This window comes from Xanthobacter albus (assembly GCF_043194895.2).
Taxonomy (GTDB): domain Bacteria; phylum Pseudomonadota; class Alphaproteobacteria; order Rhizobiales; family Xanthobacteraceae; genus Xanthobacter.
Genome location: NZ_CM195532.1, coordinates 4,048,384 through 4,068,748, shown reverse-complemented (window position 1 = coordinate 4,068,748; position 20,365 = coordinate 4,048,384). Strand labels below are relative to the sequence as shown.

Below are 20,365 nucleotides of genomic sequence, written 5' to 3'. Positions count from 1 at the left end.
TGCCGTCGCGGCCCGCAGGCAAGCGTGACTGCAGGTGGTGTCGATCATCCGGATGTCGCCCTGGCGCGCGACAATGCGCGCGCGAGGGCGATCGCGTCCATCGGGCGTTTTCCTGCTCCTGCCGCTGGACGTAGCGCGGAGCGGGTCGCGCGCGGGCCGCGAGGCTCCGCCCGGTCGCGCGATGGTGCGGCGGATCGCGAGATCCGGACCATGTCGTTCGGCACGTGGCGGGCGTCGATGCGCGGCCCGCCACGCGGCGCATTGGGCAACAGCGGCCCGATCCCGCGCCCCGTGGACAAGGCCCGGTTGCCGGTTCAAGACGAGGCTCGATCAGGATCGGCTTCCGTATGAAGGCCGAAAGCCGATGGACCAGCCCGCTCCGGATAGGGAACAGCCTTCTGTTTGAGCCGCTTCCCTTTGCAACCGAGGACCGAATGTGAACCTGCGTTCTGAAAAGCAGAAGATGCTGGCGGGCCAGCCCTATCATGCCGGCGACCCCGAGATCGTTGCGGATCAGTTGGCCGCCGCGGAATGGATGCACCGTTTCAACGCCGCGGCCGCCGCGCCCCTGGCGGATCGCGAGGCGCTTCTGCGCGAGCGGCTGGCGGAGGTCGGAACAGGATCGACGATCCGTCCGCCGTTCCATTGCGATTATGGCTACAACATTCATCTGGGCGCCGGCGTGTTCCTCAATTTCGGTTGTGTGATCCTGGATGTGGTGCAGGTCAGCATCGCCGACGGCACGCAGATCGGCCCCGGTGTGCAGATCCTGACCGCCGATCACCCTCGTGACCCGGCCGAGCGCGCGGCCGGAATCGAGTGGGGCCGCCCGGTGCGCATCGGCCGCAATGCCTGGATCGGCGGGGGAGCCATCATTCTTCCCGGTGTGACCGTGGGGGAAGGGGCGGTGATCGGCGCCGGGAGCGTGGTCACGCGAGATGTGCCGCCGGGCGCCACAGTTGTCGGGAACCCCGCGCGAGCGCGAACACCCTGAATGGCCCGGCGCGGCATGCGCTTTTCACGCGTCTCGGTTCCGCCGATTCAAAGGGGTGCGGCCTCGGGAGCCTGCCGGAGGCGGGGAGCCTATGCGCGCTGGCGGCGCGCCGGAGCAGCCGGGATCGGCCGCTCTCCGCCCTGTCACGCAGGCACGTGTCCGGCAAGCTCAGCTTCTTCGAGCGTGTTCCAAGCCTTCGTGTGAACGCAGCTCCGGACGCAATCCCGCCGCGCACCTTGCTGGATTCGCTCCGGATTTCGTTCCTTCGGTCATCGGCCATGCGCGGATGCTGGGCGGGGCGGTCCGGTCGCGAAAGCCGCGATTGGACGCCGCTCGGTGCCGCCTGCGCCGCTCGCGCTCAGGCGGCACCGGTCCCTCTGCGCGAGCGACCTCGCATGGGAAAGGCTGCGGCGCCCCGCCGGGGCCGGCGTTCTATTCGATGTCGGGTGTCTTCAGGCTGCCGCCGTGGAAGGCCTTCAGCCTCGCCTTCAGGGCCGGCACCGGCGGGGCATAGAGAAAGCCGAAGGAGACGCAGCCTTCCCGGCCCTCCACCGCGTGGTGGAGCCGGTGCGCCTGCACCAGGCGCTTGAGGTAGCCGCGCCGCGGCACCCAGCGGAACGGCCAGCGCTGGTGCGCGATGCCGTCATGCGCGACGAAGTAGAGGAAGCCGTAGGCGGTCATCCCCACCCCCACCCACAGCACCGGGGCGCCATGCCGGCCGATATAGATGAGCCCGATGGCGATGGCGGCGAAGAACAGAGCGTAGAGGTCGTTGCGCTCGAACAGGCCGGTGCGCGGCTCGTGGTGGGAGCGGTGCCAGCCCCAGCCGAAGCCGTGCATGACGTATTTGTGCGCCCACCAGGCGATGCCTTCCATGGCCGCCACGGTGAGGAGCACGATCAGCAGGTCGCGGAGGATGGTCATGGCGGCGGGCTTCGGCCCCTCGGCTTCGGATCGGCAAGATTTAGGCGCGGACGCGTGGCGGCGCCATGGCGAAAGTCAAAATGTCGCCGAAGGGCCTTTGGCCGGGCCGGCATGGCATTGGAGTGGAGCATGGCTGGTGCCGGTCAGGGACCGGGAGCCGATGACATCATGCCGAAGGCCTTCGAGCCGCGCGCATGAGCCTCGGCATCACCCGCCCATCCGCACCCACCCTCATGGCTTCGGGCGGCGCCGGCGCGGCATTCGCCTGAAACCGCCCGGCGCGGGCGGAGGATCGGCGGAGCAGAGCGGCTTCGGCGCGTCCCGGCTTGGGGTGGTCGTTCCGGGCAGGTGAATCGACGTTTTGCCTTGCGCGAACAGATTCCCGCCTCGCTTGAACAGGCGCGCGGGCATCACGCCATGCGCGCCGCGCGGTCGAGCAGCGCCCAGGTGAGCACGGCGCCGCCGAGGCCGGTGGCGAGCAGCACCCCCAGCGCCGGCAGCAGCGCCTCCATCGGCGCACCGCGCCACAGCACGTCCTGGTAGGCCTCGATGCCCCAGGCGGTGGGGGTGAGATCGCCCAGCCGCTGCAGCCATTGCGGCATCAGGAAGCGCGGCGCCATGGAGCCGCCCACCGCCGAGAGCAGCAGCACCACGAAGGTGGAGAGGGTCTGCGCCTGCTGGCGGGTGTGGCTCGCGGCCGCGAGCGGCAGCGCCACCCCGGCGGCGGCGGCGGAAGCGGCGGCCGAAACCGCGAGCCACCCCGGAAGATGGCTGCTCACGTCCACCCCATAGGCGAGCTGCGCCACCGCGAACAGCACCGCCGAGAGCGCGAGCCCCTGCAGCACCAGGAAGGCGAATTTGCCGGCCACCAAGGCGCGCACCCCGCCCTCGCTCATGAGGATGCGGTCGAACACCCCGGAGCGGCGCTCCTCCACCAGGCTGGCGGCGCCCTGCACCGCCGTGAACAGCAGGAACAGCAGCGCGATGGCGCCGGCATAATAGGCCACGGCCGGCTGCGGCCCGCTTCCCTCCACCGCGCGGCGGGCCATCAGCTCGGCGCCGCCCGCAGCCACCAGTTCCGGCGCGTGGGCGATGGCGGCCTTCAGGCGCTCGGCCTGCACCGGCGTGAAGGGGCCCACCAGCACCTGCAGCTGCCCCGCCACGCGCGAGAGGGCCATGCCCGGCAGCGCGTTCGTGAGCAGGGCCTGGATGCGCGCCGCCAGCAGCGCGCCGGCCACCGCCCGCGCGGGATCGGCCACCACCACGAGGGGCGCGGCCTGGGTGGCGATGGAGGGGTCGTCGCGCACGATCAGGCCGGCATCGGCGCGCCCCTCCCGCACCCGCGCCTCCACCTGCGCTTCGGCGTCTTCGCCGGCGATCAGGTCGAGGGTGGTATCGGGCACGGCGGCGAGGGCTTCCAGGAAGGTGCCGGCGGCCGGGGCCGCGGTGAGGCGCGCGGCGGCCACCCTCAGCGCGCCCGCCTCGCCCCCCGCGCCGGAGAAGATGGCCGCGAACAGCAGGAACAGCAGCGGCGGCAGCACGAAGGTCATCACCAGCGCGCCGCGGTCGCGCAGCAGGGTCAGCGCCATGGCGCCCATCACCGCGCCCATCACGCCGCCGGGCCGGTGACGGCGGCGTAGAGGGCGGAAAGGCCGGGCATCCGCAGGGTGAGCGCGTGCGGCTGCAGGCCCAGCGCCTCCAGCCGAGCCAGCAGCTCGCCCACCGCGCGGGGTGAATCGGAGATGAGCCCGCGCGCGCGCTCGCCTTCCACCTCCAGGCCGAGCGCCGCCAGCGCGCCCAGCCGCAGGGGGGGCGGCGGCGCGGCGAAGGAGAGCTCCACCACCCGGCGGTGGGCGAAGCGCTGCGCCACCAGATCGCAAAGCGCGCCTTCGAGCACGATGTGCCCGCCCACGAGCACGGCGGCGCGCTCGGCCACCTTCTCCGCGAACTCGAAATCATGGGTGACGAGCAGCACCGCGAGCCCGTCCTGCGCGAGGTCGCGCACCAGGGCCGCGAGGTCCTCGCGGGCGGCGGCGTCCACCCCGGTGGTGGGCTCGTCCAGCAGCAGCAGGCGCGGGGCGCCCACCAGCGCGGCGGCGAGGTTGGCCCGCCGCTGCCAGCCGCCAGAGAGCCGGTCGATGCGCTCGTCCTGCCGGGCGGCGGTGCCGGAGCGGGCCAGCACGGAAGCCACCCGCTCCCGCGCCGGGCCGAGCCCGAGGCCCGCCAGCTCCGCGAACAGGGCGAGGTTCTCCGCGATGGTGAGGGCGCGGTAGAGCGCGATCTCCTGTGGGGCGAGGCCGATGAGGCGGCGGGCGGCGGCGGTGCCGGCGGCGAGGCCGCAGATGGAGACCGTGCCCGCCCGCGCCGGCAGCCGCCCGCAGATGGCGCGCACCAGGGTGGACTTGCCGGCCCCGTTGGGGCCCATGAGCACGCTCACGCAGCCCGCCGGCACCGTCAGGTCCACGCCGTGCAGCACCGCGGCGCGTCCATAGCCGGCATCGAGCCCGCAGATGGCGAGCGGCGGCGTGTCCCCCGCCGCGCGGGGTGGCCCTGGCGGGGGCGGCTCCGGCGGCGGCACGAGGCGCAGGTGGGAGGGGTTCATGGTGCGCTCCCGGCGCTCTCAGGCGCCAGCCGGGGCCAGCTCGCCGAAGGCGGCGGCGAGGAACAGGCGCAGCGGCTCGTGCCCCTGGTCGTTGGGGCCGATGCGGCGGGAGGCGGCGGCGGCGCTGGCGAGATGCTCGTCCAGCAGCCTGCGCGCGGCCGGCGCGCCGAGGGCGGCGATGACGGTGGCCCGGCCGGCATCCTTGCCCACGTCCTTGCCCAGGGCGGCGCCGGAGGCGGTGGCATCGAGGATGTCGTCGAGGATCTGGTAGGCGCGGCCCACATGGGCGGCGAAGGCGGCGAGATCGGCCCGGCGCGCCTCGTCCGCCCCGGCGACCCGGCCGGCGATCTCGGTGGCGGCGGAGAACAGCACCCCGGTCTTGCGGCGGTTCACGTCCTCCGTCACCGTCACTGGGCGGCCGGCGGCGGGGCGCAGGTCGTCGAGCTGGCCGCCGCTGAGGCCGAGCGAGCCCACCGCGAGAGAGAGGGTGGACACCGCCCCGAGCCGCGCCTCCGCGCTCACGCCCGGCGCGTCCGCCGCCACCCCGAACGCCCGCGCCAGCAGGCCGATGGCCGCCAGCAGCGCCACATCCTCCCCGAACTGCACGTGGGTGGCGGGCCGGGCGCGGCGCGTGGCGGCGTCATCCATGCACGGCAGGTCGTCCATGATGAGCGAGGCGGCGTGGATCATCTCCAGCGCGCAGCCGAAATCGAGCACCGCGTGCTCGGAGGCGTCGAGCTGCAGGGCCGCCGCCATGGCGAGCAGGGGGCGCAGCCTCTTGCCGGGCGCCAGCAGGATATGCCGCATGGCCGCGTGCAGCGCCGCCGGGTGGATGGCGGGCGGCGGCACCAGCAGGCCGAGCCGCCGGTCCACCACCGCGCGCAGGTAGGAGAGGTCCTGCAACGGGCGGCGTGGCGTGTCCTGGTCGTCATGCGCCGCGTGGTCGGGGGACGCGTCCTGGCCGTCGGCTTCCTCCCGCGCGGGCGCTTCCTCCTCGCCTGTGCGGGAGCGCGCGCCGTCCGCGCCGGGGCTTGCCTTGTGCGTCATCACCATCCGCCCGTCATGCCCCGGCCGGGGATCACTCCCCCCGCGGCGGGGCCTGTCTCGAACGACTTTAGACCACCCCTTTCCGGCGGAAGCCAGAGGCCGGCGCGCCGGCCTGCCGCCATCGCCGCCCGGCTGTGTGAAACCTGCATCGTTTGACGGTATTATGATGTGCGGCGCGCGTGCCGGTCGCGCGATGGCGGCCTTGAATGTGCGGGGCTGCTGGATCAGGCTGTCTGCCCGCGCGCCCCCGTGCTCGCTGCGAATCGGCGTCCCGGCCGGCTCGCGCGTGCCCGCGTGTTCGCGACGGGCGCGGCAACATCGAGCCCCAAGGTCCGCATGACCCTTCCCACCGACCCCGCCGCGCCCCCGGCCGAGGACGCCGGGCGGCGCAAGAGCGACCATATCGAGGTGGTGCTCTCCGGCCGCGCCGCGAGCCGGCGCGACCCCGGCTTCGATGCCGTGCGCCTGGAGCATTGCGCGCTGCCGGAGCTGGCGCTCCACGAGGTGGACCTCGCAACGGTTTTCCTGCGCCGGCGCCTCACCGCGCCCATGCTGATCTCGGCCATGACGGGCGGGCCGGCGCGGGCGGAGCGCATCAACCTCCATCTGGCCGAGGCGGCGCAGGAGCTGGGCATCGCCCTCGGCATCGGCTCGCAGCGCATCGCGCTGGAGCGGGGCGGGGCGGCGGGCCTGGGGCCGGAGCTGCGGCGCCGCGCGCCGGACGTGTTTCTGCTGGCCAATCTCGGCGCCGCCCAGTTCACGCGCGGCTACGGGCGCGAGGAGGCCCTGCGCGCGGTGGAGATGGTGGGGGCCGATGCCCTGGTGGTGCACCTCAACGCCCTGCAGGAGGCGGTGCAGCCCGAGGGCGACCGCGACTGGCGCGGCGTGCTCGACGCCTTGGGGCGCCTCGCGGCCGGGCTGCCGGTGCCGGTGGTGGTGAAGGAGGTGGGCTTCGGCCTCTCGCCCCCCGTGGCGCGGGCGCTGGTGGCGCGCGGCATCGCCGCCTTGGACGTGGCGGGCGCCGGCGGCACCAACTGGGCCCTGGTGGAAGGCGCGCGGGCCGGCGGGCGCGCGGCCGCCGTGGCCGCCGCCTTCGCCGACTGGGGCATTCCCACCGCCGAGGCGGTGCGGCGGGTGCGGGCGGCCTGCCCCGAGGCGCCGCTCATCGCCTCCGGCGGGGTGCGCCACGGGGTGGACATGGCGAAGGCCATCCGTCTCGGCGCGGACCTCGCGGGGCAGGCGGCGGCGGTGCTGCCGGCGGCGGTGGCCTCGACGCGGGCGGTGGTGGAGCATTTCACCATCATGCGCGAGCAGCTCCGCGCGGCCTGCTTCGCCTGCGGCGCACGCGACCTCGCCGCCCTGCGCGGCGTGCCGCTGCTGGAGGGGGCCTGAGATCTATTCAGATATTCTTGGGCTGGGTAATTGATCGATCTCGGACTTCGACGGTCGACGCGAGCGGCGTCATGCTGGCTGGTGGCGGTCGTTCACGCGCAGAGTTCGGCGCTTGCCTTTTTCAGGCGGACACCAGGGACGGAATTTATCATAGGCGATCCCGTCTGAGGTTGCAGCTTGACAAAAGATGTTTTTATGCTAACGGGTGGCACATACCAATGCGTGTAGATATGATGTGTATCTACAATAAGTGGTGCGCGCTTTAATTTGCGTTAGGATCGGACCCGCTTGTCATGAAACGCGACCTCATTTTCGATATCGGGCTCCATAAAGGGCTGGACAGCAATTTTTATCTTAGAAAGGGTTTTGACGTCGTAGGCCTGGAGGCGGTTCAAAGCTTATGTGATTTGGCTTCCAGCCTGAACAAAAATTACTTGGATTCTGGAAAATTCCATATCGTTAATAAGGCGTTGTTTTATCGATCTAATGAAACTGTAGAATTTTATGTGAACGACGAAAAGGATGATTGGGGGAGTCTTTTCCAAAATGCTGCAGAGAAGGGGGTTGGATCTTCTCGTAGGGTTGTTGTGGATACGATAACATTAAATGAATTAATTGATAATTATGGTGTTCCATATTACATAAAGTGCGATATCGAAGGTGGTGATGCGATATTCGCAGAACAACTTTTGAAAGTTGTGGAGATTCCTCGTTTTGTTTCGTTGGAGGCGACGCGTGCAGACGACATCGCCTTGCTTCGAGCTGCCGGATACGACCGGTTTCAGTTGGTGAACCAGTATTTGAATCCGTTTACTCGGGTGGTGAATCCGCCAAAGGAGGGGGGATTTGCCGACTTGACCTTTACCCATGAAATGAGTGGGCTATTTGGTCTGGAGCTGCCGTCCTCTCACTGGTGCGACTTCTCTCAGGCGATCGAAATGTTCGTTGATTGGTATAATTTAAGGAACCGGAACCCAAATCTCGCCATCGGGTGGCTGGATGTCCACGCCTGCAGGAGCGAAAACATCGGGTGAAACACGAGTCCGTTCGCCCGTGGAGCCGTTGGACACATCTGGTCGGCTGAGGGTGCAATTATTGTGCCGTGATCATGGCGGTGAGGCGTCTGTGTGACCTCCATGAGACTTGATGAGGTGGCGGATCATCAATTTAAAGACGGATTGCGCCGAGTTTGCCAACGGCTCCAAGCTCTGAGAAGCTAGAGCCTCTGGTAAACTCAGCGCGTTCCTGTTGCCAGATCCAGATACCCCTCTGCTTTTTCTCGAAAAGGGCTCCGAAGACCCGCCCCGCCTCAGTTCGACCAGTGGTCGAGCCACATCTTCTCGCCGATGGTGCAGGAGGCGCGCGGCGCGCGGGCGGAGGCGGGCACCGCCAGGCCCGGCGCGGCGGAGGGCTCCACGCCCGCCACTTCCAGCACCAGCTTGGTCTTGATGGCGCGGGCGAACTCCGCGATGTGCTCCACCGGGATCACGAACGCCCCCGGCCCGCCGATGACACAATCCTCATAGTAGATGTCGAGCTCGGGCACGTCGATGGCGGAGCTCTCGGCGCGCTTCATCACCAGCGGCAGGCCGTTCACCGTGATTCCGCGCTCCAGTACGGAGTCGCGCGCCACCTGCACCGGCGGGCCCTGGTTGTTCACCCCGTCGCCGGAAATGTCGATGACCCGGCGCAGGCCGTTGAAGCCGTTGAGGTCGAACTGGTCGGCGCTGTAGAGCAGGGCGCCGGAGATGGAGGTGCGGTAGATCCGGCGCAGGGGCGCCGCCTTCAGCGTGTCGGCGAAGGCGTGGGCGCTCTCGCGCCCGTCGATGACGCGCCAGCTCACCACCACCTGCTGCTCGCTCTCGCCCGCCCATTCCACATAGGCCACCGCGATGCGCCCGCGGGGGCCGAGCCGCAGGGCATCGAGGAACTCGGGGGAGGTGACGGCGGCGGCGTAGCCGTCGCGCTGGAGCGCCTGCTCCTCGGTGTCCATGGAATAGGAGACGTCCACCGCCAGGACCAGCTCGAGGTCCACCGGGGTTCCCGTGCTCCCGGCGGTCGCCGGGGTGCCCGGCGCCAGCAGCGCGAGGGCGAAAAGCCACGATCCGTGCCAGAGCCTCAGCGCCATCATCTCCCCGCTCCCTGTCCTCAGCGCCCGCGACATGTGGTCGCGATGATGCTGGCACCTTCCGGCCGGGGGCAAAAGAGCTTAGCCGCCTCTTCTTATGGGGGAGAGGCGGCGCAAATGGGCATGGATGCTGTAAGGGGGTGAGGAAAGCGCTGTCGCGCCATTGTCACAATCGCTTGAGGCCCGCCGGTCGGCGCCGCATGTGCGCGGGCCGGCGGGCCTCATGGATCACTGGTCGAGGCTCACTGGTCGAGGGTTTCGGTGTCCGTGATCTCGATGCCGAAGCCGCCCAGGCCCACATAGGTGCGCGCCTTGGAGGCCAGGAGGCGGATGGAGACGATGCCGAGATCGCGCAGGATCTGGGCGCCGAGGCCCACCTCGCGCCAGTGGCGGTCGCGCTCGGCCTCGCTGGAGGACATCTCCCCGGCGCCGAGGGCGGAGGGCGGCACGCCGGCCGTGCCGTCGCGCAGGTAGACCAGCACGCCGCGGCCCTCGGCCTCGATGCGCTCCAGCGCCTTCTGAATGGACTTGCCGCCGCCGAAAGCGTCGCTGATGGGGTCGGCGCGGTGCAGGCGCACCAGCACCTTCTCGCCGTCGCCGATGCGGCCCTTCACCAGGGCGAGGTGGTTCACCGCGTCGAACGGGGTGGTGTAGGAATAGCCCTGCAGCTCGCCCACGCAGGTGGGCACCGGGAATTCGGCGGCGCGGGTCACCAGCTTCTCACGCGCCTGGCGATAGGCGATGAGGTCCGCCACCGAGATGCGGGTGAGCTTGTGGGTGTCCGCGAACTCGCTCACCTGGGCGCCGCGCTTCACGGTGCCGTCGTCGTTCACCAGCTCGGAGATGACGCCCACCGGCGGCAGCCCGGCGAGGCGGCACAGGTCCACCGCCGCCTCGGTGTGGCCGGAGCGCATGAGCACGCCGCCCTCCTTGGCGATGAGCGGGAACACATGGCCCGGCCGCACGAAATCCGCCGCGCCCATGTTGGGGTTGGCCAGCGCCCGCACGGTGTTGGTGCGCTCCTCGGCGGAGATGCCGGTGGTGGTGCCGTGCTTCACGTCGATGGAGATGGTGAAGGCGGTGCCGAGGGGGGCGTCGTTGTTGGAGACCATGGGGTCGAGCCGCAGCCGCTTCGCCTCGGAGGGCGGCAGCGGGGCGCACACGATGCCCGAGGTGTTGCGGATGATGAAGGCCATCTTCTCCGGCGTCGCCAGCGAGGCGGCGAGGATGAGATCGCCTTCGTTCTCGCGGTCGTCGTCATCGGTGACGACGATGATCTCGCCACGGGCGAATGCCTCGATGGCGGCCTGGACGCGGGACTGGGTGCTGTCGGTCACGGGGGAACCTCGCGGGATGAGCGGGGGAAGACCGAGGAAATCGTTGGGGGTCACCGCGTGGCCGGTGGCCTCTGCGATCCTCTCGGCCGTCTCGCGGGAGATCCAGGCCCTCTCGTCGTTGCACAAGGCGGTGACGCTGGCGGGGGACAACCCCACCTGCCGCGCGAACGCGCTGCGCTTCGTGCCGGTGCTCGAAAGCCATTCCGCGAGCTTCATGGGGCGAGCATAGCAGCGCCGATTTCAGTGACAATGAAATTTTCAGATATTCAGCACCGCTGAAATTTACCCCCTGCCGCCCGGCGCCCTTGCGGCGCCCCGGCAGGCGCGCCACTCTCAGAACGGGAGCGGAGGGGGCATGGGATGAAGGACTGGCTTGCGGTCCATTGGGTCACCGGCGCGATGTTCATGTGCGGCGCGCTGCTGCTGGTGCTGCCGGTTCTGCCGGGCGGCCCCGAGCGCATCATCTACCTCGCCGGGCCGCTCTACATGCTGCACCAGGTGGAGGAGCACCTGGGCGACCGCTTCCGCACCTTCGTGAACACCCGCGTGTTCGGGGTCGAGGCGCTCACGGTGGCGGACGTGCTGTGGGTGAACCTGCCGGGCGTGTGGGGCCTCAACCTCGCGGCGCTCTACGCGGCGGCCGCGCTGGGGCCAGGCTGGGGGCTGGCGGCGGTCTATCTCATCCTGCTCAATGGCATCAGCCATATCGGCATGGCGGTGGCGCTGAGAAGCTACAATCCCGGCCTCGTCACGGGGGCGGCGCTGTTCGTGCCGTTCGGACTGTGGGGCATCGCGGCCGTGCCGGGCACCATGGCCCAGCAGGCGTTCGGCCTCGCGGTGGCGGTGGCGGTGCACGCCGCCATCATGGTGGCGGTGAAGCGCAACGCCGCCCGCGCGCGGGCCGGCGCTTCCGGTGCCGTCAGCGGTTGAAGGGCCACAGGGGCGGCTCGCCCACCTGCCCGCGATGGCGCAGGCGGTGGTCCGCCAGCACGCACCACACCATGGCCTCGCCCACCGGCACGGCGCGGATGCCCACGCAGGGGTCGTGCCGGCCCTTGGTGAACAGCTCCGTCTCCTCGCCGTAGCGGTCCACCGTGTGGCGGGGCGTGAGGATGGAGGAGGTGGGCTTCACCGCGAACCGCGCCACGATGGGCGCCCCGGTGGAGATGCCGCCCAGGATGCCGCCGGCGTGGTTGGAGAGGAACTGCGGATGGCCCTCGTTGCCGCGGCGCATCTCGTCGGCATTCTCCTCGCCGGTGAGGGTGGCGGCGTTGAAGCCCTCGCCGATCTCCACCGCCTTCACGGCGTTGATGCCCATGAGGGCGCTCGCCAGCTCGGCGTCGAGCTTGCCGTAGAGCGGCGCGCCGAGGCCGGGGGGCACGCCCTCGGCCACCACCTCCACCACCGCGCCCACGGAGGAGCCCTTCTTGCGGATGGCGTCGAGATAGTCGCTCCACAGGGGCACGGTGCCGGGGTCGGGGCAGAAGAAGGGGTTGTTGCCCACCTCGTTCCAGTCCCAGCGCGCGCGGTCGATGGGGATGTTGCCGATCTGCACCAGCGCGCCGCGCACCGTGACGCCCGGCAGCACCTTGGCCGCGATGGCGCCGGCGGCCACCCGCATGGCGGTCTCGCGCGCCGAGGAGCGCCCGCCGCCGCGATGGTCGCGGATGCCATACTTGATGTCATAGGTGAAATCGGCGTGGCCCGGCCGGTAGGCGCCGGCGATGTCGGCATAGTCCTTCGAGCGCTGGTCCACGTTCTCGATCAGGAGGGCGATGGGCGTGCCGGTGGTGACGAGCCCGCCCTGGGGATGGTCCAGCGCGCCGGAGATCACCTTCACCGCGTCCGGCTCCCGGCGCTGGGTGGTGAAGCGGGACTGGCCCGGCCGGCGCCGGTCCAGCGCGGCCTGCACCTCCTCCACCGTGAAGCGCAGGTTGGGCGGGCAGCCGTCCACCACGCAGCCGATGGCCGGCCCGTGGCTTTCGCCGAATGTGGTGACGCGGAAGAGGTGCCCGAAGGTGTTGAACGACATGTCTCGGCCTTGATTCGCCTTCGCCCAATAGACGACATCTGCCGATTTTGGAACAGCCCGCCCCTGCGACGGTATCACAATGCGTGGATGTCACGCCGAAGCTGTCATGGCACGCTAAAGATGATAAGGAGAGACTGACGGAGCCCCATTTTCCCGCCATGCCTTTCCTTGAGATTCTCATCGTGGTCGCCCTGGTGCTGCTGAATGCGGTGCTCGCGGCGGCGGAATTGTCCATTGTCTCCTCGCGCCCGGCGCGGCTGAAGCCCATGGCCGAGCGCGGCCGCTCCGGCGCCCGCGCGGCGCTGATGCTGGGGGCGGAGCCGGGGCGCTTCCTCTCCACGGTGCAGATCGGCATCACGCTCATCGGCATCGTGGCCGGCGCCTTCTCGGGCGCGGCGCTCGGCTCCCAGCTCGGCGATGCGCTGCGCGAGGCCGGCATGCCGGCGGGCGTCGCCGGGCCGGTGGGCTATACGGCGGTGGTGGCCGCCATCACCTATGTCTCGCTGGTGATCGGCGAGCTGATCCCCAAGCGCCTCGCCCTGCAGAACCCGGAGCGGCTCGCCTGCATGGTGGCGCCGCTCATGGTGAGCCTCTCCAAGGTGGCGGCGCCGGCGGTGTGGCTGCTCGATGCCTCCACCCGCATGGTGCTGCGGCTGATGGGCGAGGGCGGCGACCGCGATTCCGCCGTCACCGACGAGGAGATCCGCGCCATCATCACCGAGGCCGAGACCGCCGGCGTCATCGATCCCGCCGAGCGGCGCATGATCTCCGGCGTGATGCGCCTCGCGGACCGCCCCGTCACCGCCATCATGACCCCGCGGCCGGACGTGGAGTGGGTGGACATCTCCAAGAGCCCGGACGAGGTGCGCGCCGAGCTTCTGGAAACCCCCCATTCGCGCCTGCCCGCCTGCGAGGGCTCGCCCGAGGAGACCATCGGCGTCATCCAGGCCAAGCGCGTGCTCGACGCCTACCTGAAGGGCGAGAACCCCGACCCGCGCGACTTCGTGCAGCCGGCGCCGTTCCTGGTGGAGAACGTGGGCGCGCTGGAGGCCATGCGCATCCTGCGCGGCGCCGAGGTGCCCATGGGCATCGTGGTGGACGAGTATGGCGACATGGTCGGCGTGGTCACCGGCTACGACCTGCTGGATGCCATCACCTCCACCGTGCCGGTGGACACCCAGGCGGAGCGCCACATCGTGGAGCGGCAGGACGGCTCCTACCTCGTCGCGGGCGACACGCCCATCGACGAACTGATGGAGCTGCTGGACGTGGACCTGCCGGTGGACGAGAGCTTCCACACCGTGGCCGGCTTCGCCCTCTCGCGCATCAAGGAGCTGCCGGAGGAGGGGGCCGTGTTCCCCGCCCATGGCTGGCGCTTCGAGATCGTGGACATGGACGGCCGGCGCATCGACAAGCTGCTGGTCTCGCGCCCCCACGTCCTGCACCGCCAGAAGGCGTCCGACGCCGAGTAAGCTGCGCCGGCGCAGGAAGGCGCCTCAGGAGCCGGCGCCTCAGGTCTTGGCGGGGACGGGCTCCGCGCATGGGAAGCCCCGCGCCGGCGCGCCCCGGCCTTTCGCCGACGCGGCGGGGCGCCCACGGCTCGGCGCCCTTCGGCAGGCGGCCGGGACGGTGCGGCATGGACCGGGGAAAGGGACCCGGAATCCGAACCTCGCGCCGCGAGCTGACACGGCTTCATTGGTTCGATGCTCCTCGGCTTGCCGGCGTCTTGCAGTCGCCTCAGCGCCGCGTTGCGGTCCTCCGCATGACGCCTGCCCGGCTTTTCGCGTGAGCGTCCGGCTTCTTCCTCCACCATGTCGCTGGTCCGGGAGAGCCCCGCCGCATGGCTCGGCACCCTTCGGCGGGAGGCTGGAAGGCGCGGCATGAAGCACGGAAACGGAGCCGGAATCCGAACCTCGCGTGGGGCTCGCCGCGCCGGGCCGCTGCTCGGGCGTTCCCCGGCCTGCCGCCGCTTGGCAGCGTCCCCGGCGTTGTATTGTGGTCTTCCGCACGACGCCTGCCCGGCTTTTCGCGTGAGCGTCCGGCTTCTTCCTCCACCATGTCGCTGGTCCGGGAGAGCCCCGCCGCATGGCTCGGCGCCCTTCGGCAGGAGGCTGGAAGGCGCGGCATGAAGCGCGGAAACGGGATCCGGAATCCGAATCTCGCGCCGCGACCCGGCACCGGGCCGCCGCTCCGGCGTTCCCCGGCTTGTCGCTGCTTGGCAGCGTCCCCGGCGCTGCATTGTGGTCCTCCGCGCGACAGCTGCCGGGCCTTTCGCGTGAGCGTCCGACTTTTTCCTCCGCTATGTCGTCGGCACGGGAGGGGGCCGCTGCCCGGCCGGGTGCTCCCCGGCCTGCCGCCGCTTGGCGGTCGCCTCGGCGCCGCATCGTGGTCCTCCCTCGACGCCTGCCCGACCTTCTGCGCGAGCGTCCGGCTCTTTCCTCCCCCATGGCGCTGGTGCGGAAGAGATCCGGCGCATGGCTCAGTGTCTTTCCGCAGGAGGCCGGGGCGGCGCGGCATGGTGCGCGGAAATGGGACACGGAATCCGAGCCTCGTGCCGGGGGGGGGCGCCGCGTCGCTGCTCCCGTGCGCTCCGGCTTGCCGCCGGATGGCAGCGCTTCCATGGCGCGGAAGCCGGCCACGGCTTGCCGGCAGGCTCAGGCCAATGCCGCCTCGATGCGGTCGGCGGCCTCGGCCGCCCCGCCATGGGTCGCCATCTCGGCCGCGAGGCGGCGGGCGGCGGCGCGGGGGCCGGGCGTGGAGAGCACCTCTTCCAGCGCGCGGGCGAGGCGGCCGGTGCGCGCGCGGGCGGCGGGCACCACCCGCGCCGCGCCGGCATAAGCGAGCCGGGCGGCGGTGGCCGGCTGCTCGAAGGCGATGGGCATGGCCACCAGCGGCACCCCGGCGGCGAGGGCATCGAGCACCGTGTTCATGCCGCAATGGAGCACCGCCGCCGCGCAGTGCCGCAGCACCGCGCGCTGGGGCACGAAGGCATGCACCTGGGCCAGCGGCGAAAGCCGCGCCGCCTCCCGCGCCGAAAGCAGTCCGCCGTGGGCGATGACGAGCCGGGCGCCCGCCCGCGCCGCCGCCTGCGCCACCTTCATGAAGAGGGCGCCCCGCGCGCCCTGGAGCGTGCCCAGGGAGCAGAACACCAGCGGCCGCCCGTCGTCCGGTGGCGGCGTCCAGGGGGCGCCCGCGGGCTCTTCGGCATCGCGCCAGGGCGAGCCGTAATGGAAGGTGGCGGGTAGCGCGGCGCGGGGAAAATCGAGCCCGCGCGGCATCTGCGCCACCGTCAGCAGGGGCGAGAAGCCCTGGTCCCGCTCCGGATCGAGGCCGAAGGCCGCGCCGTGGCGCGCCAGCACCCGGCGCATGGGGGTCATCAGCAGGTCGGTCACGCGGTAGCCGCCCCGGTTGCGGATGAGCCCGCGCTCCGAGGGATCGTAGGGCCAGGGCACGAAGGGCGGCGGCACCCCGATCTCGCGATCGAGCGGCAGGGCGGTGGCGGTGGAGACGACGGGCAGCCCCAGGTGCCGCGCCACCAGCGCGCCGGCCGCCTCGGTCTGGTCCGCGATCACCGCCTGCGTGCCGATGGCCGCGAGCGCGCCGGGCAACTCGCGACAGAGCATGTCGGTGATGGCGGCGGTGGCGCGCAGGGTGGCGATGAGGTTGAACAGGCCGTTCGGCCGCGCCAGCCGGCGGAGGTAGGCCTCAAGCGCGCCGGGCGGGTGGCTCTGCCGCCCCACCGCCGCGAAGCCGGCGCCGCGCCCCGCCACCAGGGCCGCCGCATCCGCCATGTGGAGGAAGGTGACGCGGTGGCCGCGCCGGCCCAACTCCCGCGCCAGCGCCAGCAGCGGGTTGTAGTGGCCAGGCAGGGGCGGGGCGACCACGGCGAAATGGGTCATCGCGGGCGGGTCCTGGGCAGGGCGGCCCGCGCCAGCCGGCGGAGGTAGGCCTCGCGCGCGCCGGGCGGGTGGCTCTCCTGCCCCACCGCCGCGAAGCCGGCGCCGCGCCCCTCCACCAGGGCGGCCGCATCCGCCATGTGCAGGAAGGTGATGCGGTGGCCGCGCCGGCCCAGCTCCCGCGCCAGCGCCAGCAGCGGGTTGTAGTGGCCCGGCAGGGGCGGGGCGATCACTGCGAAATGGGTCATCGCGGGCGGGTCCACAGGTGCGCCGGCCGCGCCGGGGCGGGGCCGGCGAGGCGGGTGCCCGCCGCCTCTGCGATGCCGCGCGCCAGCAGCGCCAGCTTCTCGCCGGTGCCGGTGGAGACGCGCGCGTCCCACGCCGCGGCCCCGCGCCGGCGCACCTTGCGGCCGATGGCGCGGTAGACCCCGCGCGCGGCGGAAATGGCGCAGGCCGAGCGCCAGGGCAGGGCGCGGATGCCCAGGAGCGCCTGGTCGTAATAGGGCTCCGCCGTGTCGAGCATGCGGGCCACCGCGCGGGCGAGGGCGGGGCGGTGGAAGCCATCCGCCAGCCCCGCGACGGGCACGCCTTCCGCCGCCAGCAGCTCGGCCGGCACATAGATGCGGCCGATGGCGGCATCCTCCACCACGTCGCGCGCGATGTTGGTGAGCTGGAAGGCGAGGCCGAGGTCGCAGGCGCGGTCGAGCACGCTCTCCTCCCGCGCGCCCATGACGAGGGCCATCATCACCCCCACCACCCCGGCCACGTGGTAGCAATAGAGCAGCGTGTCGCCCATGGTCTCGTAGCGCCGGCCTTCCACGTCCATGCGGAAGCCCTGGAGCAGGTCGAGCGGGTAGCGCTCGGGAATGGCGTTGCGCCGCACCACCTCGGCGAAGGCGGCGAAGGCCGGGTGGGCCGAGGGCGCGCCGCGATAGGCCCGCGCCGTTTCCTCGCACAGGGCATCGAGCCGCGCCTCAGGGGAAAGCGCCTGCGCCACCCGCCCGTGGCCCAGCACCTGCCCGTCCACCACATCGTCGCAATGGCGGCACCAGGCGTAGAGCATCACCGCATCGGCGCGGGTGCGCGGATCGAACAGGCGGGCGGCGGCGGCGAAGCTCTTGGAGCCCTGGGCAATGGCCGCCTCGCTCGCCCCGAGCACGCCTTCCGGCGGTGCCTCTTTCCTGAGCGTGCTCATGTCCGGCGCGGCCGCACCCGGCCGGTGGTGAAATCGGCGAGGATGAGCCCGGCGGTGGCCTTGGCCGAGCCCACCACCCCCGGCACCCCCGCCCCCGGATGGGTGCCGGCGCCGACGAAATAGAGGTTCGCGATCTTGGAATCGCGATTGTGGGGCCGGAACCAGGCGGATTGGGTGAGGATAGGCTCCACCGAGAAGGCAGAGCCCAGGTGCGCGTTCAGCTCGTCGCGGAAGCCGAAGGGCGTGAGCATGCGCGAGGTGACGATGTTCTCGCGCAGCCCCGGCAGCAGCCGCAGCTCCAGGTTGGAGAGGATGCGCTCGCGATAGGCGGGGCCCACCTTCTCCCAGTCGAGGGGGGCGGTGCCCAGGTGGGGCACGGGGGAGAGCACGTAGAAGCCGGTGCAGCCCTCCGGCGCGAGGGCGGGATCGGTGACGCTCGGCGCGTGGAGATAGAGCGAGAAGTCTTCCGCGAGGCCGGGGCGGTTGAAGATGTCGCTGACGAGGCCGCGATAGCGCGGGCCGAACAGCACGGTGTGCTGGGTCAGGTGCTCCCAGGTGCGCTTCACGCCGAAATAGGTGACGAACAGCGACATGGAGTGACGCTTGCCGGCCAGCCGCTGCCCCTCGTGCCGCCCGCGTGGGGTGCTGCCGAGCAAAGTGGAATAGGTGTGCACCACGTCGGCGTTGGAGGCGACGATGTCGCACGGCACGCTCTCGCCGCCCTTCAGGCGCACGCCGGTGGCGCGCCCGCCTTCCACGATCACCTCCTCCACCGGGGTGGAGAGGCGGATCTCGCCGCCCAGCTCCTCGAACACGCAGGCGAGCGCGCGCACCAGCGCGCCGGTGCCGCCGCGCGGGAAGAACACCCCCCATTTGCGCTCCAGCGCATGGATGAGCGCATAGATGGATGAGGTGGCGAAGGGATTGCCGCCCACCAGCAGCGAGTGGAAGGAAAACGCCTCGCGCAGGTGCTCCTCGGAGATGAACTTCGCCACCATGGAATAGACCGAGCGCCACGCCTGCAGGCGCAGCAGCTGCGGCGCGGCGCGCAGCATGTCGGAGAAGTGCAGGAAGGGCACCGCCCCGAGTTTCAGGTAGCCTTCCTCGAACACCTGCTGGGAATAGGCGAGGAAGTTGCGATAGCCCTCCACATCCTCCGGCGCGAAGCTGCGGATCTGCGCGTCGAGCGAGGCCTGGTCGTTCACATAGTCGAACGAGCGCCCGTCCGGCCACATCAGCCGGTAGAAGGGCGAGACCGGCAGCAGCTCCACATAGTCCGAAAGCCGGCGGCCGGCGGCGGCGAACACCTCCTCCAGGCAGGAGGGATCGGTGATGACGGTCGGTCCGCCATCGAAGGTGAAGCCCTCGTCCTGGTAGACGTAGGCGCGCCCGCCGGGCTTGTCGCGCCGCTCGTAGATGGTGGTGGCCACCCCCGCCGCCTGCAGGCGGACCGCGAGGGCGAGGCCGCCGAAGCCGGAGCCGATGACGGCGGCGGTGCGGAAGGGGCGGGTCTTGTCGAGCATCAGCGGGGAGCCACGGCGCGTTTGGTCTCCGAAAGGCAGCGCGCGGCGCGCAGGAGCGGGACCGGGGGCCGCCCGGTCAGGATGCGCGCCTTGTCGGCGAGGGTGAGGCGGTCACCATAGAAGCGCGCGATCAGCCCCTCGGGCAAGCCGTAGAAACGTTGCAGGACGGCGTAGCGCCGCTCGGGCGCGGCGGCGCGGAACAGCATGCGGTTGAGCAGGCGGAAGAAGCCGCGCCGCTCCCAGGTGGAAATGGCGTGGCGGCGGATCGCTTCCGCCAGCGCCGGGCCGGAGAGATCGGGCAGGGTGCTCACCAGCTCCGCCAGCGCCACCGCATCGGGCAGGGAATAGCCGGTGGTGGGGTGGAACAGCGCGGCCCTGAGGCCGGTGCGCGCCACCTGCGGCGGCCCTTCCGCCAGATGGGCGCGGATGTCTCCGCCGAGGGCGATGGGCAGCACGCCCGTCTCCTCGCGGACCACGTAATCGGCCACGAAGCCCTGGGCGGCGAGATAATCGGCGATGCGCGCGCGCACGGCTTCGAGGGGCAGCTCCGGCCCGTCGGCGTAGCAGGTGTCCTCCACCAGCAGGGTCTCGGCATCGAGCGGCAGCACATAAAGGAAGCGATAGCCGTCGAGCTGCGGCACCCGCGCGTCCATGATGATCGGCCGCCTGAGCCCGTGCGGGCGGGCAAGGCGCACCTCCTGCCCCAGGAACTTCTGCCAGCCGAGGTCCAGGTGGGGCGCCGGCGCGGCGCCGCGCCCGTCCACCACCGCATCGGCCGTGAGGCGGGTGCCGTCGGCCAGGGTGACGTGGAAGGGGGCCACCTCCACCACCTCCGCGCGGGTGCGGATGCGGGCGCACACGCGCTCCGCCAGCACCGTGGCGAGCTGCTCCGACGTGACCGAGCCGTAATGCCCCGAGAGGGTGCGGGAGAAGGCGGGAAAGCGCACCTCGTGGCCGATCCAGGCCAGGGCGCGGAAGGGGGCGATGAAGGCCGCGCCGGCGGCGTCGAGGTCCGAGGCGTGGAACGACCAGGTGTGGTTGCCGCCCACGCTCTCGCCCGCCTCCAGCAGCGTGAAGCGCACCTGCGGCCGCCGCTCGAACAGGCGCGCGGCGATCAGGCTGTTGGCGAGGCCCGCCCCGACGAAAAGGATCTCCATGCGCCGGCCCCTCCACGCTTTGGCATCCGGTCGGCCATCGATCTCGCATAGCCCGTTCCCGCCGCCACGGCCAGCCCTCGGGTCAGCGGGACGGGTGTGTTTCCTGGTGCGGATGCAACCAAGGGTGAGCGTTCCGGC

17 protein-coding genes are annotated in these 20,365 nt (G+C 71.3%); 5 read left to right on the top strand and 12 right to left on the bottom strand.

Translation table 11 applies throughout. From position 1 onward, the window contains the following. Positions 1-463: 463 nt before the first annotated feature. Positions 464-994, top strand: coding sequence for a sugar O-acetyltransferase (locus V5F75_RS18230; RefSeq protein WP_394035513.1), 531 nt, complete (start codon positions 464-466; stop codon positions 992-994). Positions 995-1,426: 432 nt separating this feature from the next. Here V5F75_RS18230 and V5F75_RS18225 read toward each other — a convergent pair whose 3' ends face one another. The 4 genes from V5F75_RS18225 to V5F75_RS18210 form a co-directional block, all read right to left on the bottom strand. After that, positions 1,427-1,918 (bottom strand): sterol desaturase family protein, encoded by a 492-nt coding sequence (locus V5F75_RS18225; protein ID WP_394035328.1) that lies wholly within the window; start codon positions 1,916-1,918, stop codon positions 1,427-1,429. Positions 1,919-2,328: 410 nt separating this feature from the next. Continuing rightward, positions 2,329-3,528, bottom strand: a complete 1,200-nt coding sequence (locus V5F75_RS18220; protein WP_394035326.1) for an ABC transporter permease — start codon at positions 3,526-3,528, stop codon at positions 2,329-2,331. Beyond that, positions 3,528-4,520 (bottom strand): ABC transporter ATP-binding protein, encoded by a 993-nt coding sequence (locus V5F75_RS18215; protein WP_394035324.1) that lies wholly within the window; start codon positions 4,518-4,520, stop codon positions 3,528-3,530. Before V5F75_RS18215 ends, V5F75_RS18220 begins: the two co-directional genes overlap by 1 nt. A gap of 18 nt (positions 4,521-4,538) precedes the next feature. Further along, positions 4,539-5,567, bottom strand: coding sequence for a polyprenyl synthetase family protein (locus V5F75_RS18210; RefSeq protein ID WP_394035322.1), 1,029 nt, complete (start codon positions 5,565-5,567; stop codon positions 4,539-4,541). A gap of 336 nt (positions 5,568-5,903) precedes the next feature. Between V5F75_RS18210 and fni the strand changes: the two genes are divergently transcribed. Both fni and V5F75_RS18200 read left to right on the top strand, forming a co-directional pair. Further along, positions 5,904-6,959: a type 2 isopentenyl-diphosphate Delta-isomerase gene (fni, locus tag V5F75_RS18205; protein ID WP_394035320.1), complete on the top strand. Its 1,056-nt coding sequence runs from the start codon at positions 5,904-5,906 to the stop codon at positions 6,957-6,959. A gap of 293 nt (positions 6,960-7,252) precedes the next feature. Beyond that, positions 7,253-7,993 carry an FkbM family methyltransferase gene (locus tag V5F75_RS18200; protein ID WP_394035318.1) on the top strand — a complete coding sequence of 247 codons (741 nt, stop codon included), beginning with the start codon at positions 7,253-7,255 and terminating at the stop codon, positions 7,991-7,993. Positions 7,994-8,268: 275 nt separating this feature from the next. On the opposite strand, the gene V5F75_RS18195 is transcribed toward V5F75_RS18200, so the two are convergent. After that, positions 8,269-9,090, bottom strand: coding sequence for a DUF1194 domain-containing protein (locus V5F75_RS18195; RefSeq protein ID WP_394035316.1), 822 nt, complete (start codon positions 9,088-9,090; stop codon positions 8,269-8,271). A 239-nt stretch (positions 9,091-9,329) separates the two neighbouring features. Continuing rightward, positions 9,330-10,640, bottom strand: coding sequence for a 3,4-dihydroxy-2-butanone-4-phosphate synthase (gene ribB / locus V5F75_RS18190; protein WP_394035314.1), 1,311 nt, complete (start codon positions 10,638-10,640; stop codon positions 9,330-9,332). A 144-nt stretch (positions 10,641-10,784) separates the two neighbouring features. Between ribB and V5F75_RS18185 the strand changes: the two genes are divergently transcribed. Beyond that, positions 10,785-11,354, top strand: a complete 570-nt coding sequence (locus V5F75_RS18185) for an HXXEE domain-containing protein (RefSeq protein ID WP_394035312.1) — start codon at positions 10,785-10,787, stop codon at positions 11,352-11,354. Here the strand turns inward: V5F75_RS18185 and aroC are convergent. Beyond that, positions 11,344-12,456, bottom strand: a complete 1,113-nt coding sequence (aroC, locus tag V5F75_RS18180) for a chorismate synthase (RefSeq protein ID WP_394035310.1) — start codon at positions 12,454-12,456, stop codon at positions 11,344-11,346. The two genes, V5F75_RS18185 and aroC, sit on opposite strands and share 11 nt — an antisense overlap. Before the next feature lie 158 nt (positions 12,457-12,614). Here aroC and V5F75_RS18175 point away from each other — a divergent pair, with 158 nt between their 5' ends. Further along, the gene (locus V5F75_RS18175) at positions 12,615-13,928 is read left to right on the top strand and encodes a hemolysin family protein (RefSeq protein WP_394035308.1); all 1,314 of its coding nucleotides are present in this window, start codon (positions 12,615-12,617) and stop codon (positions 13,926-13,928) included. Positions 13,929-15,110: 1,182 nt separating this feature from the next. On the opposite strand, the gene V5F75_RS18170 is transcribed toward V5F75_RS18175, so the two are convergent. Genes V5F75_RS18170 through crtY form a run of 5 tightly spaced genes read right to left on the bottom strand, consistent with a single transcriptional unit; the run spans position 15,111 to position 20,227 of the window. Further along, entirely contained in the window at positions 15,111-16,355 is a 1,245-nt protein-coding gene (locus V5F75_RS18170; protein WP_394035306.1) for a glycosyltransferase, read from the bottom strand. Next, positions 16,352-16,600 (bottom strand): hypothetical protein, encoded by a 249-nt coding sequence (locus V5F75_RS18165; protein WP_394035304.1) that lies wholly within the window; start codon positions 16,598-16,600, stop codon positions 16,352-16,354. Before V5F75_RS18165 ends, V5F75_RS18170 begins: the two co-directional genes overlap by 4 nt. Then, positions 16,597-17,547, bottom strand: a complete 951-nt coding sequence (locus V5F75_RS18160; RefSeq protein WP_394035302.1) for a phytoene/squalene synthase family protein — start codon at positions 17,545-17,547, stop codon at positions 16,597-16,599. Before V5F75_RS18160 ends, V5F75_RS18165 begins: the two co-directional genes overlap by 4 nt. After that, positions 17,544-19,070: a phytoene desaturase gene (locus V5F75_RS18155; RefSeq protein WP_394035300.1), complete on the bottom strand. Its 1,527-nt coding sequence runs from the start codon at positions 19,068-19,070 to the stop codon at positions 17,544-17,546. The genes V5F75_RS18160 and V5F75_RS18155 overlap by 4 nt, the downstream gene beginning before the upstream one ends. Continuing rightward, on the bottom strand, positions 19,070-20,227 hold the full coding sequence (crtY, locus tag V5F75_RS18150) for a lycopene beta-cyclase CrtY (RefSeq protein ID WP_394035298.1): 1,158 nt from the start codon (positions 20,225-20,227) through the stop codon (positions 19,070-19,072). Before crtY ends, V5F75_RS18155 begins: the two co-directional genes overlap by 1 nt. Positions 20,228-20,365 lie beyond the last annotated feature (138 nt).

Excerpts from the sequence above, each read along its gene's own strand:
- V5F75_RS18230 (WP_394035513.1), top strand. The coding sequence starts at position 464 with ATGCTGGCGGGCCAGCCCTATCATGCCGGCGACCCCGAGATCGTTGCG.
- V5F75_RS18225 (WP_394035328.1), bottom strand. The coding sequence starts at position 1,918 with ATGACCATCCTCCGCGACCTGCTGATCGTGCTCCTCACCGTGGCGGCC.
- V5F75_RS18220 (WP_394035326.1), bottom strand. The coding sequence starts at position 3,528 with ATGGGCGCGGTGATGGGCGCCATGGCGCTGACCCTGCTGCGCGACCGC.
- V5F75_RS18215 (WP_394035324.1), bottom strand. The coding sequence starts at position 4,520 with ATGAACCCCTCCCACCTGCGCCTCGTGCCGCCGCCGGAGCCGCCCCCG.
- V5F75_RS18210 (WP_394035322.1), bottom strand. The coding sequence starts at position 5,567 with ATGACGCACAAGGCAAGCCCCGGCGCGGACGGCGCGCGCTCCCGCACA.
- fni (WP_394035320.1), top strand. The coding sequence starts at position 5,904 with ATGACCCTTCCCACCGACCCCGCCGCGCCCCCGGCCGAGGACGCCGGG.
- V5F75_RS18200 (WP_394035318.1), top strand. The coding sequence starts at position 7,253 with ATGAAACGCGACCTCATTTTCGATATCGGGCTCCATAAAGGGCTGGAC.
- V5F75_RS18195 (WP_394035316.1), bottom strand. The coding sequence starts at position 9,090 with ATGATGGCGCTGAGGCTCTGGCACGGATCGTGGCTTTTCGCCCTCGCG.
- ribB (WP_394035314.1), bottom strand. The coding sequence starts at position 10,640 with ATGAAGCTCGCGGAATGGCTTTCGAGCACCGGCACGAAGCGCAGCGCG.
- V5F75_RS18185 (WP_394035312.1), top strand. The coding sequence starts at position 10,785 with ATGAAGGACTGGCTTGCGGTCCATTGGGTCACCGGCGCGATGTTCATG.
- aroC (WP_394035310.1), bottom strand. The coding sequence starts at position 12,456 with ATGTCGTTCAACACCTTCGGGCACCTCTTCCGCGTCACCACATTCGGC.
- V5F75_RS18175 (WP_394035308.1), top strand. The coding sequence starts at position 12,615 with ATGCCTTTCCTTGAGATTCTCATCGTGGTCGCCCTGGTGCTGCTGAAT.
- V5F75_RS18170 (WP_394035306.1), bottom strand. The coding sequence starts at position 16,355 with ATGACCCATTTCGCCGTGGTCGCCCCGCCCCTGCCTGGCCACTACAAC.
- V5F75_RS18165 (WP_394035304.1), bottom strand. The coding sequence starts at position 16,600 with ATGACCCATTTCGCAGTGATCGCCCCGCCCCTGCCGGGCCACTACAAC.
- V5F75_RS18160 (WP_394035302.1), bottom strand. The coding sequence starts at position 17,547 with ATGAGCACGCTCAGGAAAGAGGCACCGCCGGAAGGCGTGCTCGGGGCG.
- V5F75_RS18155 (WP_394035300.1), bottom strand. The coding sequence starts at position 19,070 with ATGCTCGACAAGACCCGCCCCTTCCGCACCGCCGCCGTCATCGGCTCC.
- crtY (WP_394035298.1), bottom strand. The coding sequence starts at position 20,227 with ATGGAGATCCTTTTCGTCGGGGCGGGCCTCGCCAACAGCCTGATCGCC.